The 22,801-nt window shown below is 69.8% G+C and carries 23 protein-coding genes; 8 read left to right on the forward strand and 15 right to left on the reverse strand.

The features are described from left to right. Nucleotides 1-57: 57 nt before the first annotated feature. The 6 genes from prcB to arc all read right to left on the reverse strand — a co-directional run bounded on the left by prcB (nt 58) and on the right by arc (nt 6,230). Nucleotides 58-918, reverse strand: a complete 861-nt coding sequence (gene prcB, locus SACCYDRAFT_RS14230) for a proteasome subunit beta (RefSeq protein ID WP_005457105.1) — start codon at nt 916-918, stop codon at nt 58-60. Nucleotides 919-1,014: 96 nt separating this feature from the next. Continuing rightward, nucleotides 1,015-1,209, reverse strand: coding sequence for a ubiquitin-like protein Pup (locus tag SACCYDRAFT_RS14235; protein ID WP_005457107.1), 195 nt, complete (start codon nt 1,207-1,209; stop codon nt 1,015-1,017). A gap of 183 nt (nt 1,210-1,392) precedes the next feature. Further along, complete coding sequence (dop, locus tag SACCYDRAFT_RS14240; protein ID WP_005457109.1) at nt 1,393-2,895, reverse strand: depupylase/deamidase Dop; 1,503 nt, start codon at nt 2,893-2,895, stop codon at nt 1,393-1,395. 91 nt (nt 2,896-2,986) lie between these two features. Next, nucleotides 2,987-3,934 carry an aldo/keto reductase gene (locus tag SACCYDRAFT_RS14245; RefSeq protein ID WP_005457110.1) on the reverse strand — a complete coding sequence of 316 codons (948 nt, stop codon included), beginning with the start codon at nt 3,932-3,934 and terminating at the stop codon, nt 2,987-2,989. 17 nt (nt 3,935-3,951) lie between these two features. Then, nucleotides 3,952-4,308: a hypothetical protein gene (locus SACCYDRAFT_RS14250; RefSeq protein ID WP_043536489.1), complete on the reverse strand. Its 357-nt coding sequence runs from the start codon at nt 4,306-4,308 to the stop codon at nt 3,952-3,954. A 113-nt stretch (nt 4,309-4,421) separates the two neighbouring features. Then, a complete protein-coding gene (arc, locus tag SACCYDRAFT_RS14255; protein WP_005457115.1) occupies nt 4,422-6,230 on the reverse strand; it encodes a proteasome ATPase in 1,809 nt (602 codons plus the stop codon). Nucleotides 6,231-6,541: 311 nt separating this feature from the next. Between arc and SACCYDRAFT_RS14260 the strand changes: the two genes are divergently transcribed. Then, nucleotides 6,542-7,189 carry an Rv0361 family membrane protein gene (locus SACCYDRAFT_RS14260; RefSeq protein WP_005457121.1) on the forward strand — a complete coding sequence of 216 codons (648 nt, stop codon included), beginning with the start codon at nt 6,542-6,544 and terminating at the stop codon, nt 7,187-7,189. A gap of 85 nt (nt 7,190-7,274) precedes the next feature. Here the strand turns inward: SACCYDRAFT_RS14260 and SACCYDRAFT_RS14265 are convergent, their stop codons facing one another. Next, entirely contained in the window at nt 7,275-8,096 is an 822-nt protein-coding gene (locus SACCYDRAFT_RS14265) for a tRNA (adenine-N1)-methyltransferase (RefSeq protein ID WP_005457122.1), read from the reverse strand. A gap of 81 nt (nt 8,097-8,177) precedes the next feature. Beyond that, a complete protein-coding gene (locus tag SACCYDRAFT_RS14270) occupies nt 8,178-9,296 on the reverse strand; it encodes a site-2 protease family protein (RefSeq protein ID WP_005457123.1) in 1,119 nt (372 codons plus the stop codon). 198 nt (nt 9,297-9,494) lie between these two features. On the opposite strand from SACCYDRAFT_RS14270, the gene SACCYDRAFT_RS14275 reads away from it, so the two are divergent. The 3 genes from SACCYDRAFT_RS14275 to SACCYDRAFT_RS14285 all read left to right on the forward strand — a co-directional run bounded on the left by SACCYDRAFT_RS14275 (nt 9,495) and on the right by SACCYDRAFT_RS14285 (nt 12,254). Further along, nucleotides 9,495-10,412 (forward strand): RecB family exonuclease, encoded by a 918-nt coding sequence (locus tag SACCYDRAFT_RS14275; protein ID WP_043536491.1) that lies wholly within the window; start codon nt 9,495-9,497, stop codon nt 10,410-10,412. A 32-nt stretch (nt 10,413-10,444) separates the two neighbouring features. After that, on the forward strand, nt 10,445-11,224 hold the full coding sequence (locus tag SACCYDRAFT_RS14280; RefSeq protein ID WP_005457125.1) for a thioesterase family protein: 780 nt from the start codon (nt 10,445-10,447) through the stop codon (nt 11,222-11,224). 100 nt (nt 11,225-11,324) lie between these two features. Beyond that, nucleotides 11,325-12,254: a ParA family protein gene (locus SACCYDRAFT_RS14285; protein ID WP_043536493.1), complete on the forward strand. Its 930-nt coding sequence runs from the start codon at nt 11,325-11,327 to the stop codon at nt 12,252-12,254. A gap of 39 nt (nt 12,255-12,293) precedes the next feature. Here SACCYDRAFT_RS14285 and hisG read toward each other — a convergent pair whose 3' ends face one another. Next, on the reverse strand, nt 12,294-13,139 hold the full coding sequence (hisG, locus tag SACCYDRAFT_RS14290; protein WP_005457127.1) for an ATP phosphoribosyltransferase: 846 nt from the start codon (nt 13,137-13,139) through the stop codon (nt 12,294-12,296). Between the two features lie 128 nt (nt 13,140-13,267). Beyond that, entirely contained in the window at nt 13,268-13,531 is a 264-nt protein-coding gene (locus SACCYDRAFT_RS14295; protein ID WP_005457128.1) for a phosphoribosyl-ATP diphosphatase, read from the reverse strand. Nucleotides 13,532-13,679: 148 nt separating this feature from the next. On the opposite strand from SACCYDRAFT_RS14295, the gene SACCYDRAFT_RS14300 reads away from it, so the two are divergent. Then, nucleotides 13,680-14,483, forward strand: a complete 804-nt coding sequence (locus SACCYDRAFT_RS14300; protein WP_005457130.1) for a class I SAM-dependent DNA methyltransferase — start codon at nt 13,680-13,682, stop codon at nt 14,481-14,483. 7 nt (nt 14,484-14,490) lie between these two features. On the opposite strand, the gene SACCYDRAFT_RS14305 is transcribed toward SACCYDRAFT_RS14300, so the two are convergent. Beyond that, on the reverse strand, nt 14,491-15,177 hold the full coding sequence (locus SACCYDRAFT_RS14305) for an HAD family hydrolase (protein WP_005457132.1): 687 nt from the start codon (nt 15,175-15,177) through the stop codon (nt 14,491-14,493). A gap of 207 nt (nt 15,178-15,384) precedes the next feature. On the opposite strand from SACCYDRAFT_RS14305, the gene SACCYDRAFT_RS14310 reads away from it, so the two are divergent. After that, nucleotides 15,385-16,278 (forward strand): PAC2 family protein, encoded by an 894-nt coding sequence (locus SACCYDRAFT_RS14310; protein WP_005457136.1) that lies wholly within the window; start codon nt 15,385-15,387, stop codon nt 16,276-16,278. Nucleotides 16,279-16,293: 15 nt separating this feature from the next. On the opposite strand, the gene SACCYDRAFT_RS14315 is transcribed toward SACCYDRAFT_RS14310, so the two are convergent. The 3 genes from SACCYDRAFT_RS14315 to SACCYDRAFT_RS14325 form a co-directional block, all read right to left on the reverse strand. After that, nucleotides 16,294-17,118 (reverse strand): metallophosphoesterase family protein, encoded by an 825-nt coding sequence (locus SACCYDRAFT_RS14315; RefSeq protein WP_043537295.1) that lies wholly within the window; start codon nt 17,116-17,118, stop codon nt 16,294-16,296. A gap of 244 nt (nt 17,119-17,362) precedes the next feature. Next, a complete protein-coding gene (gene mshC, locus SACCYDRAFT_RS14320) occupies nt 17,363-18,601 on the reverse strand; it encodes a cysteine--1-D-myo-inosityl 2-amino-2-deoxy-alpha-D-glucopyranoside ligase (protein WP_005457138.1) in 1,239 nt (412 codons plus the stop codon). 27 nt (nt 18,602-18,628) lie between these two features. After that, nucleotides 18,629-19,219: a TetR/AcrR family transcriptional regulator gene (locus tag SACCYDRAFT_RS14325; protein WP_043537296.1), complete on the reverse strand. Its 591-nt coding sequence runs from the start codon at nt 19,217-19,219 to the stop codon at nt 18,629-18,631. A gap of 57 nt (nt 19,220-19,276) precedes the next feature. Here SACCYDRAFT_RS14325 and SACCYDRAFT_RS14330 point away from each other — a divergent pair, with 57 nt between their 5' ends. After that, the gene (locus SACCYDRAFT_RS14330; protein ID WP_005457140.1) at nt 19,277-20,635 is read left to right on the forward strand and encodes a cytochrome P450; all 1,359 of its coding nucleotides are present in this window, start codon (nt 19,277-19,279) and stop codon (nt 20,633-20,635) included. A gap of 104 nt (nt 20,636-20,739) precedes the next feature. Beyond that, a complete protein-coding gene (locus SACCYDRAFT_RS14335; RefSeq protein WP_005457141.1) occupies nt 20,740-21,969 on the forward strand; it encodes a S8 family serine peptidase in 1,230 nt (409 codons plus the stop codon). Between the two features lie 79 nt (nt 21,970-22,048). On the opposite strand, the gene SACCYDRAFT_RS14340 is transcribed toward SACCYDRAFT_RS14335, so the two are convergent. After that, nucleotides 22,049-22,771, reverse strand: a complete 723-nt coding sequence (locus SACCYDRAFT_RS14340) for a Clp protease N-terminal domain-containing protein (RefSeq protein ID WP_005457142.1) — start codon at nt 22,769-22,771, stop codon at nt 22,049-22,051. Nucleotides 22,772-22,801: the final 30 nt, after the last annotated feature.

The raw sequence follows: 22,801 nt of genomic DNA on the forward strand, positions 1-22,801 counted from the left end.
TGCTCGATCGACTACAGGACTACGGTTTCTCGGCGCCGGTCGGAGACGGCGACGGCGTCAGCCGAGCCGCCCCGGTCGTTCGGACCGCTCGCGGACCACCGCCTGCGCGATGGTCGCGGTCTCGGACTCCGGTAACCGCACCGCACCGTGTTCGGCGGTGATCGTCACCACCGTCGGGTAGATGTTGCGTACGAGATCGGGGCCGCCGGTCGCGGTGTCGTCGTCGGCCGCGTCGTACAGCGACTCGATCGCCGCCCGCACGGCCGCGTCGGCGTCGGCCTCCGGGTCGTACAGCTTCTTCAGCGACGACTTCGCGTACACCGAACCCGAGCCGATGGCGTGGTATCCGGCGCTCTCCTCGTACCGCCCACCGGTGACGTCGAACGACACGATGCGTCCCGCCCGCTTCGGGTCGGCGGCGTCGATGTCGTAGCCGACGAAGAGCGGCAGCACGGCCAAGCCCGCCATGGCGGCGTCCAGGTGACCCTTCACCATGGTCGCGAGCTTGTTGGTCTTGCCGTCCAACGACAGCGAGACACCCTCGATCTTCTCGTAGTGCGCGAGTTCCACCGTGTAGAGCCGCACGAGTTCCAGGGCGATCCCCGCGGTGCCCGCGATGCCGACCGCGGAGTAGGTGTCGGTGACGTACACCTTCTCCAGGTCCCGGCTGGCGATCGTGTTGCCCGCGGTGGCCCTGCGGTCACCCGCGATCAGCACACCACCGTTGAACGTCGACGCGACGATCGTGGTGCCGTGTGGTGGCTCGAACCGGGTGTTCGACGCCGGCACCGCGTCCACACGTGTGCGGGGCAGCAGCTCCGGCGCCTGCACCTTCAGGAAATCGATGAACGACGACGTCGTGGACGACAGGTAGGCGGCGGGCAGCGTGAAGCCCGCGTTACGCGACGTGTGTTCCATGCGTGCTCGTGGTTCCCCTCGCCGAGGATGAACAGGACAACAGTGCTCATCGACCGCTTGCGTGATCGACAAGCCTAGAAGATGGCCGTGCGTCCGCTACTGGCCGCCCTTCTGCACGTACGCACGCACGAAGTCCTCCGCGTTCTCCTCCAGCACGTCGTCGATCTCGTCGAGGATCGTGTCCACGTCCTCGCCGAGCTTCTCTCGACGCTCCTGGCCTGCGGGAGCACCGGCCTCGACGTCGTCGTCGGTGTCCCCGCCGCCGTGCTTCTCGATGCGTTCCTGAGCCATGTTCGCCTCCCGTGTCGGGCCGCTTGCCTTCAGCCTACCCAGAGTCGCCGACATCCGGGTCATTCGTCACTGGCGTGGCCGAGCAGCTGATGATCTTTTCCGATCCAGTCGGGTCGTGAGGACGACGCGGACCATGCGCGTCCGGCCCCGTTCGGCCGGACGCGGGACTTGCGAGCACGGACCCTATCCGCCCGAAGTCAGGGCGTCCACGAGCTGCTCGGCGGTCTCGGCCTCGTCAAGCAACTGCCCCACGTGCGACTTCGTTCCTCGCAGAGGCTCCAGGGTCGGGATGCGCACGAGCGACTCCCTGCCGACGTCGAAGATCACCGAATCCCACGACGCCGCCGCGATGGAAGCCGCGTACTTCTCCAGCGTCCGGCCGCGGAAGTAGGCGCGGGTGTCGGCGGGCGGCGTGGTCATCGCCGCCCGCACCTCCTCCTCGCCGACGAGCCGCTTCATCGATCCTCGCGTGACGAGACGGTTGTAGAGGCCCTTGTCCAGCCGCACGTCCGAGTACTGCAGGTCGACCATGTGCAGGCGCGGCGCCGCCCACCCGAGCGAGTCGCGCTCCCGATAGGCCTCCAGCAGGCGGAGCTTGGCGGGCCAGTCGAGCCGGTCAGCGCACTCCTGAGGGTCACGGGCCAGAGCGTCGAGAATCTCGCCCCAGATCCGCAGCACCTCCTTGGACTGCTCGTCGGCCCCCACCTGTTCGAGATGCTGTGCCGCCAGCTCGTGGTAGGCGAACTGGAGGTCGAGACCGGTGTACCTGCGCCCGTTGGCCAGCTCGACGGTGGTCTTCAGGGTGGGGTCGTGACTGATCTCGTGCACCGCGCGCACCGGCTCGTCGAGCTTCAACTCGTCGAACCGCATCCCGTGCTCGATCATGTCGATCACCAGCGCGGTGGTGCCCAGTTTGAGGAACGTGGCGTACTCCGCCAGGTTCGCGTCGCCGATGATGACGTGCAGCCTGCGGTACTTGTCGGCGTCGGCGTGCGGTTCGTCGCGCGTGTTGATGATGCCGCGCTTCAGTGTGGTCTCGAGGCCCACCTCGACCTCGATGTAGTCGGCCCGCTGCGAGAGCTGGAATCCCGGCTGCTCGCCCTGCGGGCCGATACCGACGCGGCCGGAACCGGTGAAAACCTGCCGCGACACGAAGAACGGCGTCAGCCCCGCGATGACCGACGTGAACGGAGTCGACCGCGCCATCAGGTAGTTCTCGTGCGTGCCGTAGCTGGCGCCCTTGCCGTCGACGTTGTTCTTGTACAGCTGCAACGCCTGCTGGCCCGGCACCGTCGCCGCCCGCCTCGCCGCCTCCTCCATCACGCGCTCCCCCGCCTTGTCCCAGATGACGGCGTCCCTGGCGTTGGTCACCTCGGGCGCGGAGTACTCGGGGTGGGCGTGGTCGACGTAGAGCCGGGCGCCGTTGGTGAGGATCACGTTCGCGGCCCCGAGATCCTCCATGTCCGAGTCCTGCCCCTGCTGGGTGGGCCCGGCCAGGTCGAAGCCCCGCGCGTCACGCAACGGCGACTCGACCTCGTAGTCCCAGCGGGCACGACGAGCCCTCGGAATGTCCGCGGCCGCCGCGTAGGCCAACACCACCTGGGTGGACGTCAGTACCGGGTTCGCGGTCGCGTCACCCGGCACCGCGATCCCGTACTCCACCTCGGTTCCCATGATCCGGCGCATACCCCAAGCCTACGGGTCACGCGCACAAAATCCCCGCCGAAAAGCGGTACGGGGCGAATTACACCGTTTCCGACCACACCGCGACGGCCGGTCACCGCCACGCCAGCGCCGACCGCTCCGCCCAGTACCGCTCGGGGGCCCGCGCCAGTTCGCCGAGCTCAGCGAGGGCATCCGCGTCCAGCGTGAGTGCCGCGCCCGCGACGTTCGACCGCAACTGGTCCGTGCTCGCGGGCCCCACCAGGACCACGTCGGCCCACGGCTGGGCGTACACCGCGGCCAGGGCCACCGCATCGCTCCCCACGCCGTGCCGCCGGGCCACCTCGACCAGCGCGGCGGGTGGGTCCACCGCGAGCCTGCCGTTGGCCAGTGTCTCCTTCACCTGCACCAAAGCACCGGCCTCGTGCGCCTCGCGCAACGCCTGGCCCACCGACGGTTCCAGCAGATTCCACGTCGACTGCACGGCGGTGAACACCGGACTGCCGTGCACGCGCAGTTCCAGAGCCCGGCGTACCGTGTCGGCCTGCTTCGGTCCCGAGGTGGAGAACCCCACCCGCACCCCCGACTCCGCCAGAGCGGCCAAGGCCTCCAGCAACGCGCGGTCGTCGAACAACGGGCTGTCCTGGGTCAGGGAGTGCACCTGATACAGCGACACGGCGTCGCCCAGCAGCGACCGCGTCTGCTCCCACTGGACCCGGAAACGGGCCAGGGAGTGCTCCTTCACCTCGTGCACCTCGGCGTCGAGCCGCCAGTCACCGACGTAGGCGTAGCCCCACTTGCTCGACACGACGACGTCGACGGGGCGCCGGTCGGCCAGCCACGCCGCGAGGAACTCCTCCGCACGCCCGTACGACCGCGCGGCGTCCACCCGCCGGACACCGGCGGCGTACGCCGCGTCCAGCACGGTGAAGGTGCGCTCGCGCAGGGCGGCCACGTCACGATCGGCCGGCAGGGCCGCGGTACGGCCGAGGTTGATGTAGGCCGGCCTCCCGATCGCCGCGAGCCCCACGGCCGTGCGCGCCACGGTGTCCACAGGCTCCATGGTCGTCACCGTAGTCGTCACCCCGTGCCCATGCGCCGCCGCATGAGTTCCAGGAACTGCTCGGACGACAACACCTCACGATGCAGTTTCTCCAGGCGAGCCGCGGGCGCGCGTACGTAGCCCTTGCCGAACACGGGCGCGATCTGGCGCAGGCTCGCCCCCGCCTCCCTGGCGGCGAGCAGGGCCCAGTCGGAGGCGTTCGCGCACGCGGTGGACGCCTGCCGCAACTGCCCCAGCAGGTCGATGAGCGCGGGCGCGTCCAACTCTCCCGAACGCACCGCCTCAGCGGTCTCCTCCAGCCACGCCAGCACGTCGGCGGCCGTGACGGGCGCTCGCGGCGGTTCCGGCGATGCGGGTGGTGTCTCCTCTGCCATGAGCCCCAGCGTATAGGTCGTTATACGTATTACTCCAGTGCTCGCGCGGTGCGTGTCGTCCCGCACGACAGGGCTCCCACGGCGGTGTACGCCGCGGGAGCCCGGGTCTCGGCTCAGAGGTACTGGCCGGTGTTGGTCGCCGTGTCGATGACGCGGCCCGACTCCTGGTTCTTGCCCGTGACGAGCGTGCGGATGTAGACGATGCGCTCGCCCTTCTTACCCGAGATCCGTGCCCAGTCGTCCGGGTTGGTGGTGTTGGGCAGGTCCTCGTTCTCGGCGAACTCGTCCACGATGGCGTCGAGCAGATGCTGCACCCGCAAACCGGGCTGCTTGGTCTCCAGCACCGACTTGATCGCCGACTTCTTCGCCCGGTCCACGATGTTCTGGATCATCGCCCCGGAGTTGAAGTCGCGGAAGTACAGCACCTCCTTGTCCCCGTTGGCATAAGTGACCTCGAGGAACCGGTTCTCGTCCGTCTCCTCGTACATGCGCTCGACCGTGTGCTGGATCATCGCGTCGATCGTGGCCTGCCGGTCGCCACCGAACTCCCGCAGGTCGTCGGCGTGGATCGGCAGGTCGGGCGTCAGGTACTTGGAGAAGATGTCCTTCGCGCCCTCGGCGTCGGGCCGCTCGATCTTGATCTTCACGTCGAGGCGTCCCGGCCGCAGAATCGCCGGGTCGATCATGTCCTCGCGGTTGGAGGCGCCGATGACGATGACGTTCTCCAGCCCCTCGACACCGTCGATCTCCGACAGCAACTGCGGCACGATCGTGGTCTCCACGTCGGACGACACCCCGCTGCCCCGCGTCCGGAAGATCGACTCCATCTCGTCGAAGAACACGATGACAGGCGTACCGTCGGACGCCTTCTCCCTGGCCCGCTGGAAGATCATCCTGATGTGCCGCTCGGTCTCGCCGACGAACTTGTTGAGCAGCTCCGGACCCTTGATGTTGAGGAAGTAGGACTTCGCGTCCGCCGCTCCCCTGGCCTCGGCGACCTGCTTGGCCAGCGAGTTCGCCACCGCCTTGGCGATCAGCGTCTTGCCGCATCCCGGCGGCCCGTAGAGCAGCACACCCTTGGGTGGCCGCAACTGGTACTGCGTGTAGAGGTCGGCGTGGAGGAACGGCAGCTCGACCGCGTCCCTGATCTGCTCGATCTGCCGGAACAGGCCACCGATGTCCTCGTACCGGACGTCGGGCACCTCCTCCAACACCAGGTCCTCGACCTCCGCCTTGGGCACTCGCTCGTACGCGTAGCCCGCCTTGGAGTCGACCAGGATCGAGTCACCCGGCTTCAACGTCTGCTCGGCCAGCGGATCGGCGAGCCAGACGACACGCTCCTCGTCGGCGTGACCGACGACCAACGCACGGGCGCTGCCCTCCTCGGTGTCCGGAGCGAGCATCTCCCGCAGCGTGCACACCTCGCCCGTGCTCTCGAAGCCACCGCCCTCCACGACGGTCAGCGCCTCGTTGAGCCGGACACTCTGTCCGCGCCGCAGGGACTCCACCTCGACGGCGGGGGACACGGCGACCCGCATCTTCCGGCCCGAGGTGTACACGTCGGCGGTGTTGTCGTCGTACGCGGCGACGAACACGCCGTAGCCACTCGGAGGTTGCGCGAGTCGATCGACCTCCTCCCGCAGCGCCAACAGCTGGCTCCGCGCCTCGCGCAGAGTCTCGACCAGCTTGTTGTTGCGCTCGGTGAGCTGGCTCACCCGCTCGTTCGCCTCGTCCAGCCGCTGCTCCAGCACCCGGTTCTGGCGGGGCGAGTCGGTGAGCTTTCGACGGAGCAGCGCCACCTCCTCCTCGAGAAAGCGAATCTGACGCGCCTGCTCACTCGACGGGATGTCCGTGCCTCCGGCTCCGCCCATCTCTGAAGAGTCGGCCTCGTCGTGCCGACCTCCGGGAAGGTCGTGTTGCATTTCGGCACCTCCTCGGAATGCATTTCTTTCCACGGTACCGGCGATCACCGACATGAAAAGCCCTATCCGTGTCACGGAATCGGCGCGTCGTCCGGTTGCGGCGGAGTACCCGCTGGCGCTCGGAGTGACTCCGCCATGCCGACCTCATCCGCATGTCACAACGACGGTGACGGCCAGTGACGAACCGCGTCGACAGCCGTAGGCCGACCGGGAACCAGACACCCGGAGGTGTAAAAAATCCGTTCACTCCCTTCCCTAGGATTCTCCGGACCCGTCGAGACAGTCGGCGGCACGATCGAGAAGGGGACGACGTGACTGCTCCTCCACCGCCCCAGTATCCGGGCGGCCAGCCGGGCTACCCCGATCCGTCGGGTGGCTACCCGGCCCAGCAGGGCTACCCACAGCAGCAAGGTCTTCCGGGGCAACAGGGCTACCCCCAGCCGCAGGGATTCCCCGGGCAACAGGCCTATCCCGGCCACCAGGGAGCGTTCCCGTACCAGGGCCAGCCCGGCCAGCAGCCTTTCGGCGCCTGGAACGCAGGCCCGCAGTTCGGCCAGCCCGGCGGCGCACCGATGGGAGGCCCCGCGCCCAAGAAGACCGGCCTCGTCATCGGCATCGTCGTCGCGGCCGTGCTCGTGATCGGCGGTGGTGTCACGGCGTTCCTCCTGCTGAACGGCGCCAGCGGGAGCGACGAGGAGCAGGTGACCGAGCTCGCGGACAGGGCGGTGACCGCCTTCAACGTGCGGGACGTCGACGCGCTCAACGACATCTCCTGCGGCACCATCGAGGGTGACCCCAGCAACGTTCCGGCCGGCGTGAAGATGGAGCGGCGCGGTCAGCCGACGATCAACGGCGACACGGCGACGATCCCGGTGACGTTGAGCGATTCGAGCCATAGCGAGGACAGGAAAATCAGGGCCCGCAAGCAGGGCGGCGAGTGGTGCCTTGAGGTCTCGTGACGACCGGTGACCGCGATCGTTCGAGCCATCACGTCGGAGCCTCGTGAGGCTCCTGCCGTGGCGCGCTGTTTGTCGCTGGTGGGCCTCAGCCCCGGCTCGGCCTGCGCTGGGGCCGGGGCGGGGTGACACCCTCGGCGAGCCGCCTGGCGGTGACGAGGAAAGCCGTGTGGCCGATCATGCGGTGTTCGGGACGCACGGCGAGGCCGACCACGTGCCACGGCCGGACCAGCGTCTCCCACGCCTCCGGCTCGGTCCAGCACCTCTGCTCCCGCAGCGCCTCGACGAACGTCGACAACTGCGTCACCGTGGCCACGTAACCCACCAGCACACCGCCGGGAACGAGCGCCGCCGACACGGTCGGCAGGACCTCCCACGGGGTCAGCATGTCCAGCACGACGCGGTCCACCTCGCCGGTGTGCGAGGCCAGGTCCTCCACGTGCAGCGTCCAGTTCGACGGCCGCTCGCCGAAGAACTTCTCCACGTTGCGTACGGCGTGCTCGGCGTGGTCGGCCCGCACCTCGTACGACGTGACGCTGCCCTCCGGCCCGACCGCGCGCAGCAACGAACAGGTCAACGCCCCGGATCCCGCACCGGCCTCCAGCACACGCGCGCCGGGGAACATGTCCCCCCACATCACGATCTGCGCGGCGTCCTTGGGGTAGATCACCTGTGCTCCTCGCGGCATCGAGAGCACGTAGTCGGGAAGCAACGGCCTCAGCGCGAGGTACGAGGTTCCCTGCGTCGAGGTGACCACAGACCCTTCGGGCGCACCGATCAGCTCGTCGTGCGACACCGCCCCTCGGTGTGTGTGGTACTCCTGTCCCTCGGCCAGGACGATCGTGTAGTGCCGTCCCTTCGGATCGGTCAACTGCACCCGGTCACCCGCGCGAAACGGCCCTGCTGACACCGCACCTCCAGTCCACACTCGTCCCCGCGTCCGCGGGACGAGAACCGCAGGCGATGGTCGCAGACCCGCGGAGCGGGCTCGTCACCCGGTCCGGAAGGTGGGGCCCGCGCCGTACTCCTCGTGGGCCGTGAGCGCACTGTGCACATCGTCCCTGCGCAGCACACCAGTCGGTCTGCCGTCACCGTCCACGACGAGGAACTGCCAGGTGGCAACCTCGTTGACATGCTCGGCGATCTCGTCGGGCGAGTCGGAGGCGAGCAGCACCGTCTCCGCACGGATCGGTTCCGCCGCCAGTTCCGCCGGTGACTGCGGGGCGGACGACGCCAGTCGCTCGGCGGCCTCCGAGTCGAGCAGCCCGGCGGCGACGCCGTCGGCGCGGACGAGCACGACACCGCGCCCCGCTGAGGCGGCGAGGGCGGCCGACACCGGGCTTTCGGCGGGCAGTTGCAGGACGGGGCGCATGAGGTCGGTCACGGACAGCCCCTCGGGCCACAGCCGCCGGTTGTCCGACGAGACCTCCGCGGTGGCGCCCACCGCCACGAACCACGCGGTCACCAGGCCCACACCGAGCCGCAGCCAACGGTCGTCACTGCCCTGCGCCATGCCCCACAGAGCCCAGCCCAGCAGTCCCACCGCCACCAGCGCCCCGCCCACGACCGCCACCCGCGTGCCGACCGCGCGGGCGCCGTGGAGTGCCCACACGCCCGACCGCAGCAACCGGCCGCCGTCGAGCGGCAGGCCGGGAAGCAGGTTGAACACGCCCACCGCGGCGTTGGCCACCGCGCACTGCGCCACGAGCAACCACACGGCACCGTCGGCGGGTACGGCGAGCAGCAACAGGCCGCACACGAGAGCCAGCACCAGCGACACCACCGGCCCCGCTACCGCGATCAAGGCCTCCTGACCGGGGCGACGCGGCGAGCGCACGACCTCCGAAAGACCGCCGAGCAGGAAGAGGCGAACTCTCCGCACCGGCACCCCCAGGCGCAGCGCCACCACACAGTGCCCGAGCTCGTGCGCGAGCACCGACAGCCCGAGGAGCACGGCGAACGCCCCTGCCAGCACGGCGGACAGCACCAGATCGGCACCGAGCAGCAACCTCGACACCAGCGGCGTGTAGAGAACGACGACGAGCAGCGACCCGATCCACCACGACGGCGCGAGCAGCACCGGCACGCCCCCGACACGAAAGAGCAGCATGCCGCCGTCCGCGGGGCTCGGGCCCCGGGACCGCTCGGCTGCGTACTCGCTCGTCGCGCGCACCCGTAGAGGGTAGAACGGACCGTGTCAGGAGGCCGTTACATGCCGCGTGTCGAGCATCACCCCTCACCACGCGGGCGGACGCGCCGGGACGCCACGCGCACACCGTTGTCGTGGGGTCCGGTTACGCTGCCCCGCATGGCGAACGGGAGTACGACCACCGGCACCGCACACGCCGCCACGACGACCGGCGCCGCGGCACCCGACGCGGGGGTACGCCGCCCGGCGCTGTCCCCGTCGAGGGCGAGCGACTTCAAGCAGTGTCCGCTGCTCTACCGCTTCCGCGCCGTGGACCGGCTTCCCGAGACGCCGACCAAGGCACAGGTGCGGGGCACGCTCGTCCACTCGGTGCTGGAACGCCTGTTCGCGTTGCCGCGTGCCGAACGCACCGCCGGCACCGCCAGAGAACTTCTCCGTCCCACCTGGTCCCAGCTCTCGGAGGAGAGTCCGGAATGGAGGGAGCTGTTCACGGACCCCGAGTCGGCGGACGAACTCTCCGAGTGGTTCGGCTCGGCCGAGAAGCTGCTCGACTCCTACTTCGCGATGGAGGACCCCCGCACCCTCGATCCCGAGGCCTGCGAGCTGCACGTCGAGACCGAACTGAGCTCCGGCGTGCTGCTGCGGGGCTACATCGACCGGCTCGACGTCGCCCCCACCGGCGAGATCCGGGTCGTGGACTACAAGACCGGAGCCGCGCCGAGGGAGATCGGCGAGGCGAAGGCCATGTTCCAGATGAAGTTCTACGCCGTGGTGCTGTGGCGGCTTCGTGGCGTCGTGCCGCGTCAGCTCAAGCTCCTGTACCTCAGCGACGGCCAGGCCTTGGCCTACACGCCCGACGAAGCCGAGCTCGCCCGCTTCGAACGCACGCTGGAAGCCATCTGGCAGGCGATTCTGCGTGCGGGCAGGACGGGGGACTTCCGGCCGAGCCCGAGCAGGCTGTGCGGGTGGTGCTCGCACAAGGACCTGTGCCCGTCCTACGGCGGCACCCCGCCGGAATACCCGGGCTGGCCCGAACCGGACGCCGGCGAGGAGTCGGCACTGGACCGCGCGGACTGATCCCGCGTCTGACGAACGGAGCAGGACGACACATGGCGGAGACGTTCTACCTTTCCCAGGGCGGCGGGCGGTACCTGCCCACCGAGCACACCGCGGGGCCGTGGACGCCCGACGCGCAACACTTCGGCCCGCCCTCGGCGCTGCTGGTCCGCGAGCTGGAGTCCGTTCCACACGACGGTGAGCGCAGACTCGCCAGAGTGACCGTGGAGATCCTGGGGCCCGCGCCGCTGTCCGAACTCACCGTCTCCGCCGAGGTCACCCGGCCCGGACGGTCGGTGGAGCTGCTGTCGGCGTCCCTGTCGGCGGGTGGGCGGGTAGTGGCTCGCGCGTCGGCGTGGCGCCTGGCAGCCACCGACACCGCCGAGGCCGCCACCCCGACGAGCACGGATCCACTGCCGGCCGTGGCCGGCTGCCCCGAGGCCGAGTGGCCCGAGGGCTGGCACGGCGGTTACCTCGACGCCCTGGAGTGGCGCAGAGCACGGGGAGCCGTCGTCACTCCGGGACCCGCCGCGGTGTGGGCGCGCCAGCGCGTGGCCCTGGTGGACGACGAGCAGCCCAGCCCGCTGCAACGGGTGTTCACCGTCGCCGACTCCGGAAGTGGCGTGTCCAACGTGCTCGATCCTCGGCAGTGGCTGTTCATCAACACCGAACTCACCGTGCACATCCACCGCGAACCCGTGGGCGAGTGGATCTGCCTCGACGCCGCCACCACCGTCGGTCCGCGTGGCTCCGCCGTCGCCCTCAGCACCCTGCACGACGTCGAGGGTCCGGTCGCGTCAGGAGCGCAGGCACTGCTGGTACGCCATCGCTGACGGCCGGCCGCACTGGCCGACTCACGCCGACACAGTGGCTGACTTCGCATCGATGATCCACTAACCTGCTCGCAAACCAGGAGACGGGAGCTTGGGCACTGTGCAGATCACTTCGGTGGTCAACCAGAAGGGTGGGGTCGGCAAGACGGCGCTCAGCGTCGGGACCGCCGCCGCCCTGGCCGAACGCGGTCGGAGGGTGCTGCTCATCGACCTCGATCCCCAAGGACACGCCACCACCGAGATGCTGGGGCTGCCGGAACCACCGCCCGAGGCACCGAGTCTCGCCAAGGCACTCACCAAGGCGTGGCGCGGGCCGATCGAGGAACTGGTGGTCCCCCATCCCCGGTGCAACGTCGGCCGGGGCGGGGCCTTCGACGTGATCCCCACCTCACCGGGCATGTTCGACCTGATCCGGCGACTGGACCAGTTCCGCGTACCGGGGTGGCAGCTCGCGAGAGTGATCCAGTTCGCCAACTACGACCACGTCGTCATCGACTGCCCGCCCGCGTTGGACGTCCTCACCAACAACGCGCTCGTCGCGAGCCACGGCGTGCTCATCCCCGTGCAGCCCGACCGCACGAGCATCCGCGCGCTGCGGCTGATGCGGGAGCAGATCAGCTACCTCGAAGCCGCCGTGGGACGCCCGCCCCTCGTCTACCACGGTCTCGTCCCCGGCCTCTACCGCAGGCCGGTGTCCGCGTACGCGGCGGCGGCGTTGCGCGAGCTGGAAAGCCTCGGCATTCCGGTACTGGCGCACGTTCCGCTCGGCGTCGTCGTGAACGAGGCCGCGTCCAAGGGCGTGCCGGTGACCACGTTCGCGCCGGAGACCGCGCAGGCGGCGGCGTTCCGGGAGATCGCGCTGGTGCTCGACACCGACAACGCGGCCGCGGCCACCCCGCCGAACCCGCCCGAGCAGGAGTTCGTGTTCGAGGAGTTCATCGCCGAGGTGTCGAGCGCGCGGTCGGCCAACGACAGCGGTGCTCGCCGCAGACTCTACGACCTGCTGCCGAAACGGCACCGCCCCACCTGATCGGGCGAGGCGGTGCCGCACCGTGCTGCCGGTATCGCGTCAGAGTCGGCTGGCCCGGATGTCGGAGGCCAGGACCGCCCGCGCACCGACCGCGGCGAGCTCGTCCATGATCGCGTTGACCTGCTTGCGAGGCACCATCGCCCGCACGGCGACCCAGTCGGTGTGCGCGAGCGGCGACACCGTCGGGGACTCCAGGCCCGGGGTGATGGCGGTGGCCTTCTCCAGCAGGTCCCTCGGACAGTTGTAGTCCAGCATCATGTACTGCTGCGCGAACACCACACCCTGGAGCCGCGCGGCGAGCTGGGCGATCCTCGCCGACTTCTCGCCGTCCCTCCGGCGCACGAGGACGGCTTCGGACACGCAGATCGGATCACCGAACGCGACGAGGTTGTGCTGCCGCAGAGTACGGCCCGAACCGACGACGTCGGCGATCGCGTCGGCCACGCCGAGCTGCACCGAGATCTCCACGGCACCGTCCAGCCGGATGACCTCCGCCTCGACGCCGTGCCGGGCGAGGTCGTCCCGCACCAGCCTCGGGTAGGAGGTGGCGAGCCGTTTGCCTCGCAGGTCGGCGACCGACCATTCGCGGCCCGCGGGGGCCGCGTAGCGGAACGTGGACCCGCCGAACCCGAGGGACAGCGTCTCCTCCACCGGAGCACCCGAGTCGAGGGCGAGGTCCCGTCCCGTGATCCCGAGGTCCAGCTCACCCGAACCCACGTAGATGGGAATGTCCTTGGGGCGCAGGAAGAAGAACTCCACCTCGTTCACCGGGTCCAGCACGGTGAGGTCGCGCTGCTCATGTCGCTGCCGGTAGCCCGCCTCGCCGAGCATGTCCGACGCCGGCCCCGCCAGCGCTCCCTTGTTCGGCACCGCGACCCGCAGCATGTTGGTGTCCTTCCTCACTGACCGATCGAATCCGACGGCGTGGTCGTGCAGTCGCGACGGCCACGCTCGCACCGTCCACTTCACCGGTTCCGCAGCACCCGACGCCACCCGGTGAGGCGAGACGCCGCTCACAGGTACCGGTAGACGTCCTCCAACGTGACACCGCGGCCGAGCATCAGCACCTGCACGCGGTACAGCAACTGGGAGATCTCCTCGGCCAGCCGCTCGTCCGACTCGTGCTCGGCGGCGATCCAGACCTCCCCCGCCTCTTCCAGCACCTTCTTGCCCTGGGCATGAACTCCGGCCGCCAGCGCCTCGACGGTGCCCGACCCCTCGGGTCGCGTGCGGGCACGCTCGGTCAGCTCGGCGTACAGCTCGTCGAAGGTCTTCACGACAGAGATCCTCGCATCCGCCCCCGGTTTCCCGTCGGGCGACCCGGTACCGGAGGGAACAGCGCGGTGGTTCGCGTAGTTGACTTAGCCGACGGAATCCACTTTGCTGAATTCCGCTCGTGATCGTGCGGCTACGAAAGGTCGTGGTATGGAGAACGAGAGGCTACCCGGCGAAATGATCGGTTCCAAGCCCGGGCGGGGGCAGCTTGAGGTGCGGTTACCCGATCATGTCGAGCGCATCGACCAGGACATGGAATACTGCTCCGTCCTGGTCGACGGCTCCTGGCAGAAGATCCGTTTTCACGACTACGATCGAATCTTCGCCATTCCGGGCCTTTACGAACAACTATTCCACGACATTCTCGACTGCCGCTCTCCCGACGTCGTGGGCAAGCTGCTGAAAGAGCAACTCCAGCGGGAGAACGTGAGTGCTTCGTCACTGCGGGCGCTGGACCTCGGGGCGGGCAACGGGCTCGTCGGTGCGCAGCTGCGCACGGTGGGCCTGGGTCATCTCGTCGGCGTCGACATCATTCCGGAAGCCAGGGAGGCGGCCCTGCGCGACCGGCCCGAGGTCTACGACGACTACCTCGTGGTCGACATGACCCGGCTGTCCGAGCCGGACCGGTCGAGGCTCGCGGGCCAGAAGTTCAACGCGCTCTCGTGCGTGGCCGCACTCGGCTACGGCGACATTCCTCCCGAAGCCTTCAGGACCGCCTTCAACTTCGTCGCCGACGGCGGCTGGATCGCGTTCACCATCAAGGATCGGTTCCTCTCGGACGAGGACACCTCCGGGTTCGCGCGGCTGATCGAACGCGCGACGGAGTCCGGCCTGCTGGACGTGCGCATGTCGGAGCGGTACCGGCACCGGCTCAACGTGCGCGGCGAACCGCTGCACTACGTCGCTCTCGTGGGCACGAAGCAGGCCGACATCCCGGCCGAGTTGCTGTCCTGACAGCGGCTCAGGCGGAGCGCACCAGCTCCGCCAGCGCCTCCGCGTCGATGCCGACGAGCGAGGAGCGGAACACCCTCCGCCGCCCGGGCGGCACCGGGACCTCGTTGGGAACGACGAGCACCGTGCAGCCCGCGGCGGTGGCGGAGTCCGCGCCCACGGGCGAGTCCTCGACGGCCACGCAACGGGCCGGGTCGACCCCGAGCGCCCGCGCGGCCCTCAGGTAGGGCTCGGGATGCGGCTTGTTCAACCCGTCGACCTCGTCACCGCAGACGATCACGTCGAACTTGTCGGCTCCGATGGTGCGCAGCGCCAGTTCGGTCAGCTCACGTTCGGTCGAGGTGACCAGAGCGGACGGCACACCCGCGGCGCGCATGGCGACGAGGGCGTCGTGCGCGCCGGCGCGCCACGGGAGTTCCTCGGCGAACATCTCCTTCGTCCGGGCGCGTACCCAGTCGGCGACCTCCGCCACAGCGGCGTCGTCGGCCGGTTTCCCGACCACCCGGAGCAGGTACCGGCATGTGACGATCATGTTCGAACCGACGAGCGTGGAGCGCTGCTCGGGAGAAAGCGATCCGCCCAGCCATTCCGCCGCCTCGTAGAGTGCGACGTCCCACAGCTTCTCCGAATCGACGAGCGTGCCGTCCATGTCCCACAGCACACCGGCAACTTCGTCCACAGCGGACAGTCGGTCCACGTCTTCTCCTCGGTCCTCGACGATCGGTCTCGGCACCGGCCACACTGCCTGCCGACGACGCGCGGCACACCGCGGGGGTGTTCGCAAGCGTCCGACGACAGCCTACGGTGAGCGATCGGCCGATCCGCCGCGGCGTTCGTACCGGCGAAGCACGCCGAGCACCGACGGAGTCGGGGTACACCCGGACAGCGCCGTAGGCTGGTGAGTGTGAGCACGCCCTTCGACGACACGACACAGGAGCGGTCCGAGCCGAAGCCGGTGATGATCCTGGCTTTCGAAGGCTGGAACGACGCCGGGGACGCGGCTACCACGGCGGTCGAACACCTGCAGCTGAACTGGGACGCCAAGCCACTGGCCGAGATCGACCCGGACGCCTACTACGACTTCCAGGTCAACCGGCCCACCGTACGGTTGGTCGACGGCGTGACGCGGCGGGTGGAATGGCCGACGACGAGGCTCGCGGTGTGCAGGCCGCAGGACTATGACCGCGACGTCGTGCTGGTGTACGGTCCCGAACCCAACATGCGCTGGCGGGCGTTCTGCGACGAGTTGCTGGCACACGTCGACCGCCTCGGGGTGTCCACCGTCGTCACGCTGGGTGCTCTGTTGGCCGACACGGCGCACACCCGTCCGGTTCCGGTCAGTGGCACCGCCTACGACGCCGACGCGGCAGCGCGCTTCGGCCTCGAACGCAGCCGGTACGAAGGCCCCACGGGCATCGTCGGTGTCTTCCAGGACGCGTGTGTGAAGGCCGGCGTGCCCGCGGTGTCGGTGTGGGCGGCCGTTCCGCACTACGTGGCCCACCCGCCGTCGCCCAAGACGACCCTCGCGTTGCTGAGGAAGCTGGAGGATGTGCTCGACGTGCGCATCCCCCTGGGTGCGCTGCCGGAGCAGGCCGAGGAGTGGCAGCAGACGGTCACCGAGATGACCAACGAGGACGAGGAGGTCAGCGAGTACGTGCGGAGCCTCGAGGAACGCGGGGACGCCGAGATCGTGCTCGACGAGAACAGCGGTGACAAGCTCGCGGCCGAGTTCGAGCGTTACCTGCGCAGGCACGGTCCCGGAGGCACCTCGGGGCCCGGCGACTCCTCGGGCCGGTGAGCGCTGCCCACCCCGTCACAACAGGCGCCGCACCGGCACCGCGCCCCGCGCGCGGCGTCGCCACTCCCGTGGATAGCCGAGCGAGACCTCCTCGAAGCGCACGCCGTCGACCTCGGTGGTGCGCGGGATGTGCAGGTGCCCGTAGACGGCGAGTTCCGCGCGGTACCGCACGTGCCAGTCGGCCGTCTCCTCGGTACCGCACCACAGCACGAACTCGGGGTAGATGAGCGGCTCGGTGGCATGACGGTGGAGCGGCCAGTGTGACACCAGCACGGTGCCGTGGTCGCCGGGGATCTCGGCGAGCCGCTTCTCGGTGTACTCGAGCCTGCGCGCACACCACTCCTGCCGGCTCGGGTGCGGGTCGGGGTGGAGCAGGAACTCGTCGGTACACACGATGCCCACTTCGCGCGCCTGCCTCAGCGCCTCGGCCATCGGCACGCCCTCCGCGGGCGCGGCCCGCCAGCTGTAGTCGTAGAGCACGAACAGCGGCGCGACGGTCAGCGGCCGGTCCGCGTGCGGCCACACCGGGAAGGCGTCCTCGGGCGTGAGCACGTCGATGCCACGGCAACGGCGCACGAGTTCGTGGTAACGGTCCTCGCCGCGATGCTGGTCGGGGTCCTGGGCGGTGGTCCACAGTTCGTGGTTGCCGGGCACCCACACCACCGTCGCGAACCGCTCCCGCAGCCGCGCGAGCGTGTCGACGACCGCCCCCATCCGCTCCGCCACGTCACCGGCGACGATCAGCCAGTCGTCGGGGCTCTCCGGCCTGATCCGGTCGACGAAGAGCTCGTTACCCCGGTGCGTGACGTGCAGGTCGCTGGTCGCATACAAGTTGGGCACGCGCCCCACGGTAGCCGTGTGGGCAAGCGCCGTGGCAGCCCCGAGGCGGCTGGCCGAAAGGAGACGAAGCAGCTCGGCGCACACGAAGGGCTCCGTGAGCACACCGGCCGCGGAATTACCCGGTACTGCCAGAATGTCCGAGTCGACATCGAGCAGGTGCGCTGCCAGCCCCGAGTCGGTCTAACGGCGACCACCTCGGTGCGCTAACGGATTCGCGGGGACGCGTTAACAGATCCGCCGAACGCTACAGCACCACACCGAGCAGTGAGTCGACGGCGGACCGCACCAGCGCGGGTGCCGACTCGCTCGGCCCCCCGTGCCGCAGCGTCTCGTCGGCCCACGCGTCGACGGCAGCCAGCGCCCTCGGTGTGTCGAGGTCGTCGGCGAGGTGGTCGCGGAGGCGGTCGACCGTGGACTCGGCGTCGGGGCCGGACGCGGCGGCCACCGCCTCCCGCCACCGCGCCAGCCGTGCCTCGGCCTGCGCCAGCAGTTCGCCCGTCCACGCGCGGTCGGAGCGGTAGTGGCCCGCGAACAGGGCCAGCCGGATGGCCGACGGGTCGACCCCGTCCGCCCGCAGCCGCGAGACGAAGACCAGGTTGCCCTTCGACTTCGACATCTTCTCGCCGTCGAGCCCGATCATCCCGGCGTGCACGTAGTGCCGCGCGAACGGATGCTCACCCGCGAGCGCCTCGGCGTGGGCGGCGCTGAACTCGTGGTGCGGGAAGGCGAGGTCCGAACCACCGCCCTGCACGTCGAAGCCGATGCCCAGGCGGTTGAGCGCGATGGCGCTGCACTCGATGTGCCAGCCCGGACGTCCACGCCCGAGGCTCGACTCCCAGAACGGCTCCCCCGGCCGCGCGGCACGCCACAGCAGGGCGTCGAGCGGGTCGCGCTTGCCCGGCCGCTCGGGGTCCCCGCCTCGCTCGGGGAAGAGCGCGCGCATGGTCTCCTCGTCGTAGCGGGACTCGTAGCCGAACCGGCCCGTGTACGAGCGGTCGAAGTACACGTCCGGGTACTCCGGATCGTCGACCCGGTACGCGGCACCACTGGCCAGCAGCTTCTCGATCACCTCGACGATCTCCGGGATGCTCTCGACGGCGCCGACGAAGTCCTGCGGCGGCAGCACCCGCAGCGCCTCCATGTCCTCGCGGTACAGCGCGGTCTCCCGCAACGCGAGCACGACCCAGTCGTCGGAGTCCCGCTCGGCCCGTTCCAGCAGCGGGTCGTCGATGTCGGTGACGTTCTGCACGTAGTGCACGTCGTGCCCGGCGTCCAGCCAGAGCCGGTGGATCAGGTCGAAAGCCAGATAGGTCGCGGCGTGGCCCAGGTGGGTGGCGTCGTAGGGCGTGATGCCACAGACGTACATCCGGGCGAGGCGGCCCGGAGCGGTGGGCCGGAGCTGGCCGGTTGCCGTGTCATGAAGCCGCAGGGGGCGAGGGGTTCCGGGGACACGGGGTACGGCGACCGAGGACCAAGTCTGCATAGCCTCAACCCTATGCGCGCTCGTCCGTCACCGTTCCGCGTGGTGGTCAGGCCCCCAGACGCGCTCCACACCCTGCCGTAACTCGGCACCGGCGGGCACTTCCTCCGGGTCGAGCACCCACTGCACGGCCAGACCGTCGCACACGGCGATGACGAATCCGGCGACCGCCCTCACCCGAGGGTCGTCGGGGGTGGTGCCGTCACCGAGTGACTCCGCGACGAGCTCGGCGACCCGGGCCCGGCAACGTCGGTACTGCCGCGCGAACTGCGCCCGCAGCGCGGGATCACGTTCGGCCTGCGCCAGCGCCTCCAGGTACGACACGACGAGTTCGCGCCGGGCCCCCATCCCGCCGAGCATCGCCGACCACGCCGAGAAACCGCGTTCCGCGGTGGTGGCGGCGGGATCGGCCATCGCCACACGGGCGAGCTGCTCCGTCCACTCCTCGACCGCCTCGCCGATGGCCTCGTTGAGAAGCCCTTCCTTCGAGCCGAAGTGGTAACCGATGGAGGCCAGGTTGGTACCCGACTCGGCCACGAGGTCACGAGCCGTGATACGCGCGTACCCCTTGGTACGTAACAGCCGCCGCGCGGCGGCGAGCAGGTCTTGCCGGTGGCCCACGCCGCGAGCGTACGACATGCTCTGGACAGCGGATCTATACGGGCGTATAAAACCGCCATGGCGACCGACATCACACAGCCAGTCCTGCGGCTCGACGACCTCGCGGCGACTCGCGAACCCTCCGGCCCCCGCCTCCCCCTGCCCGTCCAGACCGTGTTGTTCGGTGCGTTCCGGCAGTACTGGCTCCCACTCCTCCGACGCCGGTACGGCGACATCGTCCGCCTGCGCATCTACCCCGAGCGGTCGGTCGTCCTCCTCTCCGACATCGAACACATCCGCGCCGTGTTCGCAGGCCCGGCCTCCGTCTTCCACGCGGGCGAGGGCAACGCCGTCCTCAAACCGGCGATGGGTGAGCACTCCGTCCTGCTCACCGACGAGAACGTGCACCTGCGGGCACGCAAACTGCTGATGCCCGCGTTCAACGGCGCCTCGCTGCGCGGCTACCGCGACATGATCGCCGAACTGGCCGAGGCGGAGGTACGGCGCTGGCCCGCGAACCACCCGTTCTCGGCACACGCGCGGATGCAGACGTTGACGTTGGAGGTGATCCTGCGTGTCGTGTTCGGCGTCGCCGAGGGGCCCCGGCTCGACGAGCTGCGCCACCTGCTGCGGCGTGTCGTCGACGTCGGCCCCATCGAACTGATCGGCTGGTACAACCCTCGCCTGCAGAACATGCGGCCGTGGCGGAGTTACGCCCTCGCGCAACGCCGGGTCGACCAGCTTCTGTATGCGGAGATCGCCGAGCGCCGGCACGCCACCGACCTCGACCGACGTCGCGACGTGCTCTCCCGCCTGCTCACCGTCTCCACCGGCCCGGACGAGCGGGCACTGACCGACGCCGAGTTGCGCGACCAGCTCGTCACCCTGCTCCTGGCGGGGCACGAGACCACGGCCACGGCGCTGGCGTGGACGCTGCACGAACTCGCCCGCGACCCCGCCGAACTCGCGAAGGCCACCCGCGCGGCCGACGACGGTGACGAGAAGTACCTCGAAGCCGTCGTCAAGGAGGCCATGCGCCTGCATCCGGTGGTCTCGGAGGTGGCTCGCAGGGTCACCCGGGACATCCAGATCGGAGATGTGCGCATCCCGGCCGGGCACACGGTGATGCCGTCCATCTCACTGGTCCACGCCGACCCCGGGCACCACCCCGACCCGCGGCGGTTCCGGCCGGAACGGTTCCTCGGCAACGGACCCGCGGCCGGCACCTGGTTCCCGTTCGGCGGCGGGGTCCGCCGGTGTCTCGGCGCGGGCTTCTCCCTGCTCGAGTCGGTCGTCATGCTGCGTGCGGTACTGGCGCGACACCACATCACGACGGACCGCCCCCGCCCTGAACGCGCCAAGCCCCGCAACGTCACGATGGTGCCCGCACGCGGCGCCCGGGTCATCGCCACACCCCGGAGTGAATACACAAAGTGACAAGTCAACCCACATAGAGTAACGACATGGTGACGTTTCCCACATAGGCTGTGACGGAGGAGCCCACACGGGCACCGAGGTCCGCCGAGAGGAAGGGGTGCGTCATGACCACGACGAACACCGCCGGCGACGGTGGCACGGAAACCGGCCGCTACCTGGTGTTGTTGCAGGAGGACTCCGCCGCGGCGGCGCTGCGCACGATGGCGCGCGTCGCGGGAGTCCGGGCGGCCAGCACGGCCGACGTCACCAGCTTCCGTACCGCCGACGCACTGAGCGGCGCCGACGGGTTGCTGCTGCACGACCTCGGGGTCGCGGTGGTCACAGCGGCACGCGACCAGGCCGACGCGCTGCTGCGCGCCACCACCGAACGCGGACCGCTGGCACGGGTGGAGCCGGAGCGAAGGGTGAGGGCCTACTCCGCTCCGCCGGTGGAGCCGGAAGAGAGCGGCGAGGACACCACGCAGGCTCGCGGCCCCAGCCTCGCCGAGGCCCAACTGGCCTGGGGAGTGCGGGCCGTCGGAGCCCAGGCGAGCGCGGCCACCGGCGCCGGGATCCGGGTGGCGGTGCTCGACACGGGGTTCGCCGTCGACCATCCGGACTTCGCCGACCGGGAGGTCGAGGCGCGGTCCTTCGTGGACGGTGAGGACGTCGCCGACGGGCACGGCCACGGCACCCACTGCATCGGCACGGCGTGCGGGCCGCGCACCGCCGTGGAAGGTCCGGGCTACGGCGTCGCCCACGAGGCGGAGATCTACGCCGGCAAGGTACTGAGCAACGCGGGCACCGGCACCGACGGCGACATCCTCTCCGGGATCGCATGGGCGGTCAGCAGCGGTTGCGCGGTGGTGTCCCTGTCCCTGGGCTCCCCCACCCGGCCCGGCCAACCACACTCGGAGACGTTCGAGACGATCGCCCGGCGCGCCATGAGGCGGAACACGCTGATCATCGCCGCGGCCGGCAACGAGAGTGACCGTGCTGGAGGGGTCGTGGCCCCGGTGAGCCATCCGGCGAACTGCCCCTCGGTGCTCGCCGTGGGAGCCGTCGACGCCTCGATGGCGGTAGCCAACTTCTCGTGCGGCACGGTCGATCCGAACGGTGCCGTCGACCTCGTCGGACCTGGCGTGAACATCCACTCGAGCTGGACGCTGCCCGAGAAGTACAAGGCGATCAGCGGCACCAGCATGGCAACCCCGCACGTAGCGGGGGTGGCGGCGCTGATCGCCGAGAAGCACGGTGCCCGCGCCTGGGAACTCTGGGCCCGGCTCGGGCAGTCGGCACGCCGCCTGCCGCTGCCGTCCACCGACGTGGGCTCGGGTCTGGTGCAAGCCCCCTGACGCCGTGTCCGCAGCGTGTGACGCGAACACGCGCACAGGCTGCGGACACACCGGGAGGGGCGACGTTGCGCCGGGCCCCTCAGTCCGTGGCCGCCACCGTTGCGGCTTTCAGATGGGCAGCGACGGCCTGCTCGACCGACTCCCTCTCGAGACCGAGCCCGGAGAGCGGTCCGGTGCCGTTCTCGCCGTCCAGCAGCGCCAGCAGGATGTGCTCGGTGCCGACGTAGTTGTGCCCCAGCCGGAGGGCCTGCCGCAACGTCAGCTCGAGGATCTTGCGGGCGTCCTGGTCGTAGGGAATGAGTTCGGGGACGTCGCTCTGCCGCTCCGGCAGTACCGCGGTCATCGCCTCGCGCACGGCCTCAGGGGTCACGCCCTGTTCACCGAGGACGATGGCCGCGATCGACTTCGGCTCACTGAGGAGCCCGAGCGCGAGGTGCGCCGGCGTGATCACAAGGTTGCCCGCGGTCCGAGCCTCCTCGTGCGCCGCCATGATCACGCTTCGCGCTCGGGGAGTGAAACGCTGGAACCCCTCGGACGGGTCGAGTGTCAGCGGCTCGGCCTTCGGGACGAACCGTTTCTGCGCCGCCTGCTTGCTCACGCCCATGCTCTTGCCGATGTCGGTCCAGGACGCACCCGACCGCCGCGCCTGGTCGACGAAGTGGCCGATGAGGTGGTCCGCCACTTCGCCGAGATGGTCGGCCAGCAGCACGGCGTCCGACAGCTGCTCGAGCACGTCGGTGCGCGTCTTCTTGATCGCATCGATGAGGTCGTCGAGCCTGATGGTGACTACGTTTTCCGACATGCGTCAACATTAGGTTGACGACCACTCGTC

Source organism: Saccharomonospora cyanea NA-134 (genome assembly GCF_000244975.1).
Lineage (GTDB): Bacteria > Actinomycetota > Actinomycetes > Mycobacteriales > Pseudonocardiaceae > Saccharomonospora > Saccharomonospora cyanea.